The sequence below is a fragment of the Balneolaceae bacterium genome, assembly GCA_034521445.1.
GTDB lineage: Bacteria > Bacteroidota > Rhodothermia > Balneolales > Balneolaceae > JAXHMM01.
Genome location: JAXHMM010000003.1, coordinates 40835 through 55701, shown reverse-complemented (window position 1 = coordinate 55701; position 14867 = coordinate 40835). Strand labels below are relative to the sequence as shown.

The 14867-nt window shown below is 62.0% G+C and carries 8 protein-coding genes; 6 read left to right on the top strand and 2 right to left on the bottom strand.

Translation table 11 applies throughout. The features are described 5' to 3' along the window. Positions 1 to 61: 61 nt before the first annotated feature. Positions 62 to 4852 carry a DUF2194 domain-containing protein gene (locus U5K31_00705; GenBank protein MDZ7771260.1) on the top strand — a complete coding sequence of 1597 codons (4791 nt, stop codon included), beginning with the start codon at positions 62 to 64 and terminating at the stop codon, positions 4850 to 4852. On the opposite strand, the gene U5K31_00700 is transcribed toward U5K31_00705, so the two are convergent. Next, entirely contained in the window at positions 4780 to 5976 is a 1197-nt protein-coding gene (locus U5K31_00700; protein MDZ7771259.1) for a DUF3492 domain-containing protein, read from the bottom strand. The two genes, U5K31_00705 and U5K31_00700, sit on opposite strands and share 73 nt — an antisense overlap. Positions 5977 to 6207: 231 nt before the next feature. Here U5K31_00700 and U5K31_00695 point away from each other — a divergent pair, with 231 nt between their 5' ends. After that, positions 6208 to 6423 (top strand): cold shock domain-containing protein, encoded by a 216-nt coding sequence (locus U5K31_00695; GenBank protein ID MDZ7771258.1) that lies wholly within the window; start codon positions 6208 to 6210, stop codon positions 6421 to 6423. Positions 6424 to 6486: 63 nt separating this feature from the next. Here the strand turns inward: U5K31_00695 and U5K31_00690 are convergent, their stop codons facing one another. Further along, the gene (locus tag U5K31_00690; GenBank protein MDZ7771257.1) at positions 6487 to 7608 is read right to left on the bottom strand and encodes a hypothetical protein; all 1122 of its coding nucleotides are present in this window, start codon (positions 7606 to 7608) and stop codon (positions 6487 to 6489) included. Positions 7609 to 7990: 382 nt separating this feature from the next. Between U5K31_00690 and U5K31_00685 the strand changes: the two genes are divergently transcribed. From U5K31_00685 to U5K31_00670, 4 genes are all read left to right on the top strand, one after another. After that, complete coding sequence (locus tag U5K31_00685) at positions 7991 to 10681, top strand: M14 family metallopeptidase (protein MDZ7771256.1); 2691 nt, start codon at positions 7991 to 7993, stop codon at positions 10679 to 10681. Positions 10682 to 10979: 298 nt separating this feature from the next. After that, the gene (locus U5K31_00680) at positions 10980 to 12146 is read left to right on the top strand and encodes a multicopper oxidase domain-containing protein (GenBank protein ID MDZ7771255.1); all 1167 of its coding nucleotides are present in this window, start codon (positions 10980 to 10982) and stop codon (positions 12144 to 12146) included. Further along, positions 12143 to 13312, top strand: a complete 1170-nt coding sequence (locus tag U5K31_00675; protein MDZ7771254.1) for a ZIP family metal transporter — start codon at positions 12143 to 12145, stop codon at positions 13310 to 13312. Before U5K31_00680 ends, U5K31_00675 begins: the two co-directional genes overlap by 4 nt. A gap of 160 nt (positions 13313 to 13472) precedes the next feature. Continuing rightward, positions 13473 to 14843: a hypothetical protein gene (locus U5K31_00670; protein ID MDZ7771253.1), complete on the top strand. Its 1371-nt coding sequence runs from the start codon at positions 13473 to 13475 to the stop codon at positions 14841 to 14843. The last annotated feature ends 24 nt before the right edge of the window (positions 14844 to 14867 follow it).

Genomic DNA, 14867 nt, shown 5'->3' with positions numbered 1-14867 from the left:
GCTCCTGCCGCTCCTACTAGCGGGATGCGGGGATGCCCTGCAAGAAAATCCTTACGGGGATATGCTGCGTCAGGCTATGGACCACGGCGATGTATCCGAGCCTCTCGTCATGCTGGTGGACCATCCGGAGGACTCCGCCGGTAGCGCCACCGGGCGCCACATTGCCCGGACGCTTGAATACGCCCGTATTTCCTTCACCCGAAACAGTCTGGGCGACGGCTCCCTCCGCATACCGTCCTCGGTGCGCACCCTCGTGCTGGCCACCGATCGTACGGAAGAGCTCACAGCGGGGGACATCAGGCAGTTGGCGCATTATGTAAACCGGGGCGGCAGTCTCATTCTTACGCGTCCGGTCTGGGACGAGCGTATGATGTTCCTGCAGGGTCTTCGCGCGGACCGCTATCCCGCCGCCGACACCACCGCAAGCGGCATTATTTTCCGGTCAAATCCCTTTCCCGGCTTCGGCGGGATTGGCGACTCTCTCGCCTGGGAAGGGCAAAGGCACCGGGGCTTTCCCCGCGGGCAGTTCCGTGAACAAGTGTACGTGCACGCCACTGCCCTTCATCCCCGCACCTACCCTGTACTGCTGGAGCGCACTCTTGGAGCGGGCAGCGTCTACCTCTACAACAGCATTGCCTTGGCGGACCGCCAATTTCGCTCTCTCTATTTCTCCACAATCCTGAAAACGCTGCCGGGACTGCCCTACCCTGTAACCGCCGTTTCCACCATCTTCCTGGACGACTTTCCCGCCCCATATTACAACCGGATGATGGAACCCATCGCCCGGGAATACGGCATCACGCAGGCTGAATTTGTCTACCGCGAGTGGTGGCCCGACATGAAGAGGCTGGCCGACTCCCTCGATATGACCTATACAGTCGCCCTGGTTTTCAACTACAACCAAAAATTGCGACCCCATTTCGATTTCCCGGGATGGGACGTCGGACGGGTAAACCGCAACGGGGAAAACATCCGTGTGAGCCAGCGGCTGGCGGAAAACGTGCGGCAGAGCCGCCACGAGCTGGGGTTTCACGGGTACAACCATGTATCTCCCGACACCTCCTACTGGCCGGACAAGGAAACCATCCGGCGCTCGGTTGAGTCGGCGCGCCGCATGTGGTTCATTCGACAGCTGGGCGACAATCCCGTCACCTACGTGCCGCCCCACAATAACATCGACCAGGTGGGGTTCCGGGCGCTCACCGAGGCCATGCCCGAGCTGCGCATCTCCAGCTCAATCATGGGCGGCAGCTTCCTGGAGGGCGAGCGTAGGGAGTTCGGTCCCGAACCGTACGGCCAGGGACAGCTGTTCGCCTATCCACGCTCCAGCAACGGATTTACCTCCGACAACAGCTCTATTTTCCTGCAGCAGAGCCAGCTCCTGCTGACGGGCGCCTGGAACCATTTCGTACACCCCGACGACGTCTTCGACATTGAAGAACAGGAAACCCGCTACCAGCACTACGAACCTCGCAACCCCCGGGGCCTGGGCTGGAAGGATGGTCTCGAGGGCGGTTCCCGCGGCATGCTACCCATCTTTCGCGAGCGCCTGGAGAAGACGCGCAACTGGTACCCGCTCCTCGACTTCGTCGCTGCCCGGGAGGGGGCACCCGCTGTTCGCCGTACTTTGCAGACCAAGGTGCAAAGAGAAGTGCTCGGAGGAGAGCTGCTGACCCTGCGCAAGGCGCCCGCTGACAGCGCAGGCGCACAGGACTGGTTCGTCTATGTGCCGCAGGAGCATGAAAGACGGGTCTCCCGTCGACTGGACAGCCTGAGTACGCGCCGTGCGGATTATCCACTTTGGAGCGGACATCTTCACCAATTCAGCAGCCGGCGCGACAGCCTGTTCCTGCCCTTCCCGAAGGGCGCAAATGACCGCGAAGCCCTAGCCGCCGGGGCCCTCGAGGCCCGCTACAATCGCTTCGAGCGGGTTCGAAGGCAACGCCTCTCCCCCGGCCTCACCTATACGGCGGCCTCTCTCGACAGCCTTCGGGGACACTACCAGTCGCTGCCCGATTCCCAGCGGACCGATTCTACGGCCCTGCTGGACCGGCTGGTCCAAGTCGCTGCCGGTACAGGACGGAGCGGGGAGCTAATTCCCCTTCTGAAACGCGAGGTGTTCTGGAGGGAGGATCCACGTCCCATGACCGTCGAGCGGCTACTGACCTTCTACGGCTGGAACGGCCGTACCTCAGAGGCCTGGGACCTGCTCGAGCAGCGCTGGGAGCGTAGTCCCGGTGAGCGCACGCTGCAGATGCAGCGCCGGCTCCTTGCGCGCACCGGCTGGCCCGGTCCCGCCGTACGCAACCGGTGGGTTCGGCGCGCCTGGCGCGCACATCCTGATAGCATGCCCGCTCTACGCCGTGCGGCCCGCATCCTGACTGTCGATTCCACCTGGTCTGACGGCAGAGAGGCCACACGAAGCATGATCCGCAAGCACCCCCGCTCCGACACCCTCTATGCACACCTGATGCAGCACACCTTCTGGTACGAATCTCCCGATTCCATACTCGCCGTGGCCGACCGCCTTCCCTCCCACGCCTACGGGCAGGTGCGACCCTGGGCCGACGAACTTGCCCACCTTTATGCAGGACAGCGGGAGGATTACCGCGAGGCCCTCTCGTGGGCAGACCGCTCCTTCGGGATAGACTGGCGTACAGTGCTCTACTGGCAGGAAAATAGCGGCCAGACGGGTCGATTCCGCCGGACCGGCCTACAGGCGCTTCGCCAGTATCCGCAGGACGACAGCCTGAGGGCCTACGTGGGACTCACCCTCTTTTACGGGGGCGACCGGCAGGAAGCCTGGTCCATACTGGAACCTTTTCTGGCGCCCGGACGCGAGAACACCCTCTCCGGGACGCTCCGCCGGGAGATCGCCTACCTGCCCTATGAACAACGTCTCTCCCTGTATCGCTCTTATCCATCCTTTTTCAGCGACAGCCTCCACACAGCCCTCCGCGGTGATTATGCCTCCCGAAGGCAGCTGTCCGTATACAGTCTGGGAGCCTGGCAAAGTGACAATTTCGGTCATCGCCTGGCCCAGATGGGCCTGGGCGCCACCCTGCGCCGGGGCTCCCGCAACCGGCACAGCCTGAACCTGTCGGAGTTTTATCTTCGCTCCGAAAACAGCCAGGAAATCCTGCGCAGCCGCCTCTTCCGGCTGGACTACCGGTTCACCCGCGCCTTTCCAGAGCAGGGCATGGAGCTGCACGCCGGCGCTGGATTCCGAGTCCGGTCCGGCCACTTTTTTCCCGTACTTCGCGCCGGCCTCACCCGGTCCACCGAAGAGAGCCACGCTTCCGCGCGCCTCCGGTTCCGGCCCGTCTACACGCCCGAATCCGTGGAGCTGGGCATCTCAGAATTGGAGGCAGAGCTCTACTACGAGCGCAGCTGGCTGGGAGGGGACCTGCGCATGGGACTGAACGCGCGACCGCGCTACTTTACCGACCGCAATTTCAGCATGGAACTGGGACTCACCGCCTACGTATTTCCGAGCCGGTTCGGCCCCCTCAGTCTCTCGCCGGTTGGCTACACGTCCGTGGCAGGCGCCAGCCGGATTCGCCTTTCCGGGATTCCCTACTACGCTCCCCCAAACAGAATGACCAACGGTGCAGGTCTATCGGCACGCTACATCCTGCCGGATGGCGAAACCGCGGCGGAGGTGCAGCTTCGCGGCAACCGGGACAGCCGTACGCCCTTTTTCGGATCGCTCAGCGCATCGGTCAGCGCGCCCCTCACCGACGAGCTGAGCCTGCAGGCCGAGGGCTACTTCTCCACCAGCCGTCTCTACCGGTCCAACAGCCTGCAGTTCACCCTCAGCTACGCCCTGCCGCAGGATCTCCCCGATCCGCAGCCCCGGCGCCGCAGCGGGGACGTATCTTCACCCGAGTCGGTCGTATCCCCGGCCTCCCCGCAAATCGCCAGCGACAGGGGACCACGCTCCGGGGGGAAGACCCGTCGATATACTCTTGCGGGACGCGTGAGGACCGACTCCACCGCCTCAACCTCTCTTCACAGTCTGACCGTTCATTACCGCGGAGTGGACAACGGTTACCGGGGACGGACCCGTACCTACTATGACGGCTCCTTTGCGGTAGATGCACTGCCGGCGGACACCTACAGACTCTGGACCGAAACCGGGGAGAGTTTTATTTCCCGTCCCGATACCACTACGGTAAAACTCGGGAGCATCGCCACCGAATCCACCGCACTACTGACCCTTTCATCGGCCGGACCGCCGTCATCCGCTGCGATAGATACAGCCCACGCCACCGCCAGATGGCAGGTCGCCCTCCCCGCAGGCATGCGGCTGGGCCAAGCCCTGGCCCTGCGGCAGCACACCACCGCCGGTCTGCGCGAAACTCTCTCGCCCTATTACCTTCCGGGCACCGACAGCCTGCAGCTGCGCAGCCGCCCGTTCGGGTCCCGTAAAGAGGCGCGCGCCCTGGCTGACAGCCTGGTCTCGTCAGACACCCTTGCACCGGCAGGGAACGGCCATTACGAGTTGGTGAAGTTCGACAGCACTACCGCTACACCTGCGACCTACCGGTTCCGCTTCGGGAGCTACCGCAACCTGGACGACGCGCAAAAGCGTGCGGAGGAGCTCAGAGGAGCACTGCCGGGATATAACCCGCAGGTTCGCACCGACCCGGTGGCGGGCCGCTATCACGTGGACACCCGTGCCATGAGAGACTGGCACCACGCGCGGGGCAAACTTCGGGCGCTCTGGCGACTGGTGGGACACGGGGAGGTCACCCGGCGCGTCTTTCCCGAACCGCTCTACCTGCTGAAAGCGCCACCCTCCGGTCCAGGGGAAGAGCCATCCAGCCAGGGTTCCAACACATTTCGATAGCGACCGAAGACCGCTTCCCAAGTGTGCTCCTTTTCCAGAAGCTCGCGGCGCGAATCTAGGGCTCTTTCCCAGCATGACTGCTCCTTCCACAGCCTGTTTATACGCCCGGCCAAAGTCCATGGCGGGGACCCTTTCGGCACAGTAAGCGCAAACGGTGGACCTACGTCCCCCACTCTCCACCCGGCAGGCAACACGCGGCGGGCAAGTCCTTCGAATAGCACCAGGGGCTGCGACTCGCTGCGGCTGGTAATGCAGAGGGCGTCCATCTGGTCGATGTGCTCACGGGCCGGGCGGTCCCACACCAGGCATAAACGTCCGTTGTCCTCCCCCTCCGTGCGCACACGCTCTTCCAACTCCCCCTCGCCCGCAGAACTCAGCATCATCAGTCCCCGCCACTCATCATCCATCTGTTCCATCACCCGAAAAAAGCGCAGCGGGTCCTTGAGACCGGCGCAGCGTCCGATCCAGCCCAGGGTGGGCCGGCCGGAGCGCACCTTTCGCTCAAGCAGCCAGGAGGCGTCCACTCCATTGGGAATGTAGATAGGGTCCCGGGCACCGAGGTCACGTTGGTTCGGCATGTTGCAGCGGGAGACGCTGATCACCCGGTGACTGCTGCGGTAGATCTTCCTTGCGGAGTTACGGAACCAGCGTGCCATGCGGCGGCGGGCTCTCTCCGCAACCGGCAGCTCAAAACCACACTCGAGGGCGTGCTCACCGGCCATCGCCTCCTTCCGGTAGAGGGCGTGTTCGGTCAGAACCAGCGGCAGTTCCTTCGCGGAAGCCAGGGCGCGTCCCAGAAGCCCGGCGAACCCGGTATTGAGCACGTGCACCAGTCGGGCGCCCCGCAGGGCCCGGTCTGGCAACGAAGCAAGTGCCCGGCTTGCCCAGGCATCGTCCGCGGGCAGCTCACCGCCACGCGCGACGGGCACCGGTAGCCGGAAGGATCCCCTCACGTGATCCGGCAACCGGTAGATCGGCTTTCGGCACGGTACCTCACCCGGAGTGGTGGTGAGCTGCAGCAGCGAGAAAGTCTGTCCCGGGAATGCTCCCAAGTAATGCGAAACCCACTCGCTTACTCCTCCCCGGTACCAGGGATAGGTCTCTTCAAGTACAAGAATGATCATATCCTCAGGTTCTGATGAGTTCATTGCCCCAAGGAGGACGCGTCAGATGCCATACTCCGCCCTGAGTTCCATTTTGACTAAAAATAGGTTTTTCGCTTAAATTCACTTACATTACTGCTGTTATCTTTAATTCCCCACCTGGAGTTGAGTATACTTTCGGTAACGAAGCGTTTTCGCCTCTCTTTCACTGAGTGAATTCTACACCGGGTGGCCCAAATACCCAATACAGTAATGAAACAAGGTAAAGTTAAATTTTTCGATACCCAGAAAGGATTCGGTTTTATCAAACCGGATGACGGGGGTAAAGATGTATTCGTACACAGGAACAACGTAGATAACCTGGGCTACAACCAGGGTCTGGAAGACGACGAACGAGTTGAGTTTGAAGTCGAAGAGACTCCCAAGGGCCTCAGCGCTATCAACGTGAAGAGCCTGGACTACAAATAGTCTTCTTATCGAAGCGGCTATTCAAAGCCCCGGTCCGCCACATGGCGGGCCGGGGTTTTTTATTTACAGCTCTTTCCGGTAGGTGCGGCGGCGCTTGTGGAGGGTACTGTCGTAATTTTTCCAGAGGGCCTGTATGGCTTTGTTCTCCGCCAGTTCAGGGTTGGTCTCCACCTCGCTGATGCCGTATTTGTTGAAGACCTCGTTCATCTCTTTGAAAATGATGGCCGTCAGACCCTTGTTCTGGAACTCTGGTTTCACGCCGATCAGGTAGAAGTCGGCTTTCCGGGGGAAGTAGCGCGCCTTGAGAAGGTGAAACCAGCCAAAAGGAAGAATTTTCCCGCCGGCCTTCTGCAGGGCCCTGGCGAAGGAAGGCATGGTGATGGCAAAGGCCACCAGGTTTCCCTGTTCGTCGCCCAGGCAGTTGATGAAGTCTGGATGGAGGTAGCGGAAATACTTTTCCTTGTAATAGGCAACCTGTTCGGTCTGAATGGGCACGTAGGTGTCAAGCCCGCTGTAGGTCTTGTTGATTAGGTCGAACATCTCGTCGGCATGCGCAAGGATCTCACGTTTGCTGGTAAAGTTGACTATGTGCAGATCGTTGCGCTCCATGATGAGCCGGGCAAACTTGCGCACCCGCTCCGAAGGACCCTCTTCCGGGATGCGGATTTTGTACTCCACCCACTCGTTGGCTTTTTCAAAGCCGAGGGACTCGAAATGTTCCATGTAGTAGGGCGGGCTGTACCAGGTGATCATGGTGTTGAGTTCCTCGAAGCCCTCCACCAAGAGACCCGCCTTGTCCATATTGGAGAAGCCGGTAGGTCCCTCCATGTATTCCAGCTCGTGCCCGCGCCCGATTTCCGCCACCTTGTCCAGCAGCGTCCGGGTCACTTCTGGATCATCCACCGCGTCAAACCAGCCGAAGCGTATTTTGGGTTTCTTCTGCTCGCGGACCTCCAGCCAATTGACAATAGCGGCTATGCGTCCCACCAGTTTCCCGTCACGGTAGGCAAGGAAGAGGCGCGCGTCGGCATGCCCGAAAATGGGATTCATTTCGTGATCGAAGATTTCAAGCTCCTCGCTCACAATGGGCGGCACCCAATAAGGGTTGCCCCCGAAGAGGTCAAACTGGAACCGTACGAATGCCTCTTTTTCGGCAACAGTGGTTACCTCTTCGACATGAACCATACCTGAACCGACTGATTCGAAATCTGTGTAAACCCGCTCCGGGTGTGCCCTGACCTCCCAGAAATTCCCTGTCGTTGCCACCCTCCGGGGTTTTCATTTTACACCTATATATTAGCCATTTAGGCGTGCAGGCACAATTATTATCCTGCGCCCCTCCTGCGCGCGTCCGGCGGAAAAAGAGAGTGACCGCGCCCTCCTCCTACGAAGCCCAGGCGTTAATGTTGGCGCCGCCGAAACATCTCCCACATCAAAAATATACGGGCACGGGCTTTTACCTTTTTTTGCTGAAATTGTCATTAGTGATCAATAAAATATATCATTACGCTCAGCGGCCGGCCCCCGGACGCCCTCGCAACACCATGACCAACAAGCTTTTATACCCATGACCCACTCTTCCGCCAGTCTTCCAAATCGCCTTCTGTCCTCCTCCCTGGCCCTGATCTTCGCCGCTGCCATGCTTCTGGGCTCCCCCGCGTCCACCGCCGCGCAGGACATCCCTACACCGGAAGAGCATTTCGGATTCCAGATCGGAGCGGACTACAAGCTGGCTTCCTACCCGCAGATGATGGAATACTACCAGATCCTTGCCGACAACAGCGACCGCGTGCAGATGGTCAACATCGGCGAGTCGACCATGGGACGACCCATGGTGCTGCTGATCATCTCCAGCGAGGAAAACATGCAACAGGTTGATCGCTGGCGTTCCATCAGCGAGCAGATGTCGCGCGCCCGCATCCCGAGGCAGCAGGCTGAACAGCTGGCCGAGGAGGGCAAGGCCGTCATCTGGCTAGACGGGGGCATGCACGCCACTGAAATGGCTCACGGGCAGATGACTTCCGAGCTGGCCTGGAAGGTGGCCACGGAGGAGACCCCCGAGATGCAGCGCATCCGCGACAAGGTAGTCACCCTCATTATGCCGGTGATGAATCCCGACGGACTGGAGATCGTGCGCGACTGGTACAACCAGACCCTGGACACCCCCTGGCAGGATTCGGGACCTCCCTGGCTCTACCAGAAGTACGTGGGACACGACAATAACCGCGACTGGTTTATGAACAACATGGTAGAGACCCAGAACGTGAACCGGGTACTCTACCACGAGTGGTACCCGCAGGTGGTCTACAACCACCACCAGACCGCACCCTGGTGGACCCGCATCTTCCTGCCCCCCTTCTCTGATCCCGTAAATCCCAACATTCACCCGGGCGTCACCGCGGGCGTCAACATGGTGGGTTCGGCCATGTCGCAGCGCTTCGCCGTCAAGGACATGCCGGGCTACATCTCCGACAACAGCTACACCATGTTCTGGAACGGGGGAGGCCGTACCGCGCCCTATTACCACAACATGATCGGCATTCTCACTGAGGTGGCCCATCCCTCGCCCACGCCCGACTACTACGATCCGGAGAACATGCCCTCGCGCGTGGGCAGCGGCATCCCCACCGACGGCACCGACATCTTCTATCCTGATCCCTGGCAGGGGGGCGAGTCGCACTTCCGCGACGCTGTGGAGTACATGATCCAGGGCTCCATGGCCGTACTTGACCTGGCCGCCGAGCGCAAGACGCAGTTTTTGATGAACATCTACAACATGGGGCGTGACGCCATCGAGGAGGGCGAGGCCGGAAATCCCTACGCCTATGTGATTCCGCAGGAGCAGTGGGACTCCGGGGAGGCCATGAACATGGTGAACGTCCTCATACAGGACGGCGTGGAGATCCATCAGGCTGACGCCTCTTTCTCGGCTGGCGACTCCTCCTACCCGGCCGGCACCTGGGTGGTCGAGGCCTCGCAGGCCTACCTGCCCATGGTCAAGGATATGCTGGAGCCCCAGAACTATCCAACCCGCTACCAGTACCCGGGAGGTCCCCCGGATCCCCCCTACGACCTGGCCGGCTGGACCCTGCCCATGCAGATGGGCGTGGAGGTGAACCGCATCGACTCAGCCTTCTCCTACCAGGGCACGCAACTGCAGGAACTGGAACAGCCTGTGCCCGGCGATATCGCCGGCAGCGCCGGCTACGGTTACGTACTCTCCCACCGGCCCAACTTCAGCGCCCGCGCCATGAACCGCCTGCTGGAGGCCGGCCACACAGTATACTGGACCCGCGAGGCCTTCAGCCGTGACGGCGGCGACTTTGAGGCAGGCTCCATCGTCATCGAGGATCGGCGGCGCACGCGAGCCGACGTGGAGGCGGTGGCCGAAGAGATGGGACTCGATTTCCACGCCCTGTCCGGTGAGCCGGACGTCACTCTCTACGAGGTGCACAAGCCCCGTGTGGGACTCTACAAGTCATGGGACGCCAACATGGACGAGGGCTGGACCCGCTGGATGCTCAAGGAGTACGAATTTGACGTGGATACCCTCCACAACCGGAACATCCGCCGGGACGACCTCTCGCAGTACGATGCCATCATCCTGCCGGACGACAGTCCCGAGGGAATCCTCCACGGGGAGGACCCCGACGACCTGCCGGCCAAATACACCGGGGGCATCGAACTCTCCGGCATGCAGGCGCTGCGCGACTACGTGATGGAAGGCGGCACCCTGCTCTCCTTCGACTCGGCCAGCGACCTGCTCATCGAGCAGTTCCTGCTGCCCGTGGAGAACGAAACGGCGGGCGCCGACAACCTCGACTTCTTCATTCCGGGCTCGCTGATCCGCGCCACGGTGGACAACAGCCACCCGCTGGCTTTCGGCATGCAGCCTGAGGTGGCCGCCTCCTTCTCGCACAGCCGTGCCTTTTCGGTCGACTGGCCCCAGAGCGACGAGGGTGACAGCCTGCAGATCGATCCCCCGCCCATCGATTCTCCCGTGCGGTACGCCGAGGAGGACCTGCTGATGAGCGGCTGGGCCCTGGGCGAGCAGCAGTACCTGGGCGGGGAGTCCGCCATGCTGAACGTGCGCTTCGGCGAGGGACGCCTGGTGATGTACGCCTTCCGCCCCCAGTTCCGCGGCCAGCCCCGTGGGACCTACAAGCTGATCTTCAATCCCCTCTTTATCAGCACCATGGAAGAGGATTACGTGACCCACGACACGCCCGTGCAGTTGCCCCCCGTCGACGAAGAGTAGACGGTTCGGCTGCGCCGAAGCAGGCGCAACTATTTTCACAAGGCACCGACACCGCCGTACGGCAGAGTCGGTGCCTTTTTTATGTTTGGGCGATGGTCCAGGCCGCCCGGCCACCCGATTGCATGCCCCCGCCGACATTATTATTTAGCTTTGACTAACAATTTAATTTTTCTACATTGGTCTCTTGATCGCGAAAGGCCTAAAGCGCGGCCAGGCTACCCTTCCGATGACCCATCCGGGGTGCCTGGGCCGCCTTTGGGCTTCTTCGCTCAACGTCACCCGCAGGAAGCATCACCTCATGTTTGACAAGAAAATACCCCGCCGTTTCTTCCTGAAGTCAGGCCTGATGGCCGGCGCAGGCACCCTCCTGGGTTCCATGATCTGGGGCGGCGAGGCGCAGGGCCGAGAGAGCTCCGGTACAGACCCGGAACATGCCGGAAGGCAGGCCGGGGATGGCGAACCGCCCCATGAAGGCATGGACCACGGCGGGATGACCACCGTGGGCACGGTAGACCACGAGCGCAACGGCTTCCACCCGGGCGAATTTCTCACCCGGTGGGAAACCGGCACCATCTCCACACTGCCGGGGGGACAGACCCTGCGCGAATACGAAATCGCGGCGGTGGACCGGGAGATTGAAATTGCCCCCGGCGTTTTCTTTCCCGCCTGGACCTACAACGGTACCGTGCCCGGTCCCACCCTCCGCTGCACGGAGGGCGAACGCATCCGGGTACATTTTATCAACTCAGGCTCCCATCCCCACACCATCCACTTTCACGGTATTCACTCGGCGGCCATGGACGGGGTGCCGGGCAGCGGTCCCGGCATGCTCCACCCGGGCGAGAGCTTCACCTACGAGTTTGACGCCGCCCCTTTCGGCTGCCATTTCTACCACTGCCACTCCACTCCGCTCAAGCGGCATATTCACAAGGGCCTCTACGGGGCCTTTATTATCGACCCTGATCCGGAGCGCCATCCCGACTACCGCGACGCCGCCCGCTCCCGCCTGCTGGGCACCCCCGAAAACGAACACTGGCAGGAGATGGTGATGGTGATGAACGGTTTCGACACCGACTTCGACGGCGACAACGAGGTCTACGCCGCCAACACCGTGGCCTTCGCCTACCAGCATGAGCCCATCCCCGTGGAAAGTGAGCGGCCGGTGCGCGTCTACCTGGTGAATGCCACCGAATTCGACCCCATAAACTCCTTTCACCTGCATGCCAACTTCTTCGATTTCTACGACCACGGCACCACCTTCTACCCCTCACGGGAGACCATCGACACCGTCATGTTTTGCCAGGCGCAGCGCGGTATCCTGGAATTCAGTTTCGACGGCTTCGAGCCGGGCAACTACATGTTTCACGCCCACCAGTCAGAGTTCGCCGAGCTGGGCTGGATGAGTATTTTTGACGTGCGTCCCGCCGCGGATTTCCAGAACGGCAAAGGGGAGTCTGAAGTATGACAGGAGAGCGACTTGACAAGCTTCCCCGCTGGATCTGGGCGGCCGTTCCCCTGGCGCTGCTGGTGGGATCGGTGATCCTCTTCCTTTCAACCGATCCGCTCAAGCCTCTGGGCGTGACGGCCCCGCCGGTGGAACAGCTGACCGTCGAGCAGACCAACCTGGATGACAACGGCATCCACCTGAAGGTGCGCGCCAACGGATCGCAGCCCATGCGCATCGCCCAGGTGATGGTGGACGAGGCCTACTGGCGCTACTCGCAGGAGCCCTCGGGTCCCCTCCCCCGGCTCTCCTCCGCCTGGATTACCATCCCCTATCCCTGGGTGAAGCACGAGCTGCACGAGGTTACGTTCATCACCCACACCGGCATCACCTTCACCCATACCATTGAGGTCGCCCAGCCCACGCCGGAGTGGAATCTCCAGCGCGTGCTGGCCTACATCCTGCTGGGCATCTACATCGGCGTGATTCCGGTGGGTCTGGGCCTGCTTTTCTATCCCTGGCTCAAGACCCTGGGCGCACGCGGCATACAGTTCATCCTGGCCCTCACTCTTGGCCTTCTGGCCTACCTGTTCATCGACACCCTGCTGGAGGGCTTCGAGCTGGCCGGACAAGCCTCGGAAGCTTTCGAGGGCGGGCTGCTGGTCTGGCTGGTGACCGGACTCTCCTTTCTGGGTATTTTCGCGGTGGGACGCAGCGGCGGGAAAGCCCCAAGCGGGATCTCCCTGGCCACTTACCTGGCCCTGGGCATCGGCCTGCATAACCTGGGCGAGGGGCTGGCCGTGGGCGCCGCCATGGCCTCAGGCGAGGCGGCCCTGGGCTCCTTTCTGGTAGTCGGCTTCGTTCTGCACAACGTAACCGAGGGCATCGGCATCGCCGCCCCCCTGCTGGACCGCAAAACCAGTCTGCTTACCTTTGTGGGACTAACCCTCCTGGCCGGCCTTCCGGCGGCGGTGGGAACCCTGCTGGGAGCGGTTTCCTACGCCCCCCACTGGGGCGCGGTCCTCTTTGCGGTGGGCGCCGGCGCCATCCTGCAGGTCCTGGTGGAGATAGGCGCCTATTTTTATCTCCAGGCCCGCAAGGAGGAGGCCCTCTCGGCAGCCAACCTGGCGGCCTTCCTTCTGGGCGTGGGCATCATGTACGCCACCGCCCTCATTGTGACGGTATAGGGAAGGTCCGGCACAGACCCGGGCATTCCCGAACGCCCGTCGCAGGCAGACGCCGCTCACATGCGCTTTAATTTGAATTTGAGCGGCAGAACCATCACCTTTCCATAGTCTTTCGGGAACCCCAGGGATCCCTTCAAACCGCAATTCACCTCCGCATACCATGAGATTACGGAATCCGCTCCTTCGCTCCCTGCTGATCGCAACGGGCCTGGCCCTGTTGGGCGCCGCGCCCGCTGCAGCCCAGGACGTCACAGGAGGCGCCTCCGCGCGTGTGGTCGCTTCGACCCATATGGACACCAGCCTCTTCAACGACATGCAGTTCCGAGCCGTGGGTCCCACCCGAGGGGGAAGGGTCACTGCCGTACATGGACACCGCTCCCATCCGGCCACCTTCTACATGGGAGGCGCCGGCGGCAGCGGCATGTGGAAAACCGACGACTGGGGACAGTCATGGGAGAACATCAGCGACGGCCACGGCTTCCTGAGCACATCCATCGGGGCCATCGAAGTGACCGATTCCAACCCTGACATCCTCTATGTGGGAACCGGCACCGACGGCATCCGCGCCAACGTGACCACCGGCCGCGGCATGTACAAATCTACCGACGCCGGGGAGAGCTGGCAGTTCCTGGGACTTGAAGAGGCCGGGCAGATCGGTGCCGTCGAGGCCCACCCCGAAAATCCAGACCGGGTCTACGTCGCGGCGCTGGGGCACCCCTTCGGCAACAACCCCATGCGGGGCGTGTTCCGCTCGGTTGACGGCGGGGCCAACTGGGAGAAGGTGCTCTTCGCCTCCGACTCCACCGGCGCCATCGACCTGGAGCTTCACCCCACCAATCCCGACGTGATCTACGCCGCCCTCTGGCGGGCCGAGCGCAAGCCGTGGACCATCATCAGCGGCGCGGCCTCCGAGAACGGCATCTACCGCTCCACCGACGGGGGCGACACGTGGACCCGCATGAGTGAGGGCCTGCCCCAGGGACTTATGGGCAAGGTGGACTTCGCCGTCTCTCCCGACGCCCCCGACCGGGTTTACGCCCTGGTGGAAGCACCGGGGGAGGAGCTGGGACTCTACCGCTCCGACGACCGCGCGCAGAGCTGGCAACTGGTCAATAACGATCAGGCGGACAACTTCCTCTCGCGGCCCTTCTATTTCACAAATATCGAACTTAACCCGCAGAATGCCGACGAGGTACACGTGGGCAATGTAAGCTACTACGTCTCCGAGGACGGCGGTCAGGACTTCGACCGGCGGCCCGTCACGCACGTCGACGTCCACGACTTCTGGATCAATCCCGACGATCCCGACATCCAGGTGCAGGGCAACGACGGGGGCGCCACCGTCACCCGCGACGGGGGCGAAACCTGGTCGACCCAGATGAACCAGAACACCGCCGAGCTCTATTCGGTGCACGTGGACGACCGCTTCCCCTACTGGCTCTACGCCGGCCAGCAGGACAATTCCACCATCTCCGTGCCCAGCCTCCCCCAGCCGAGAGCGCCGAGACCGACCAGGGACTGTGGCATATGATCGGCGGCTGCGAAACCGGCCCGG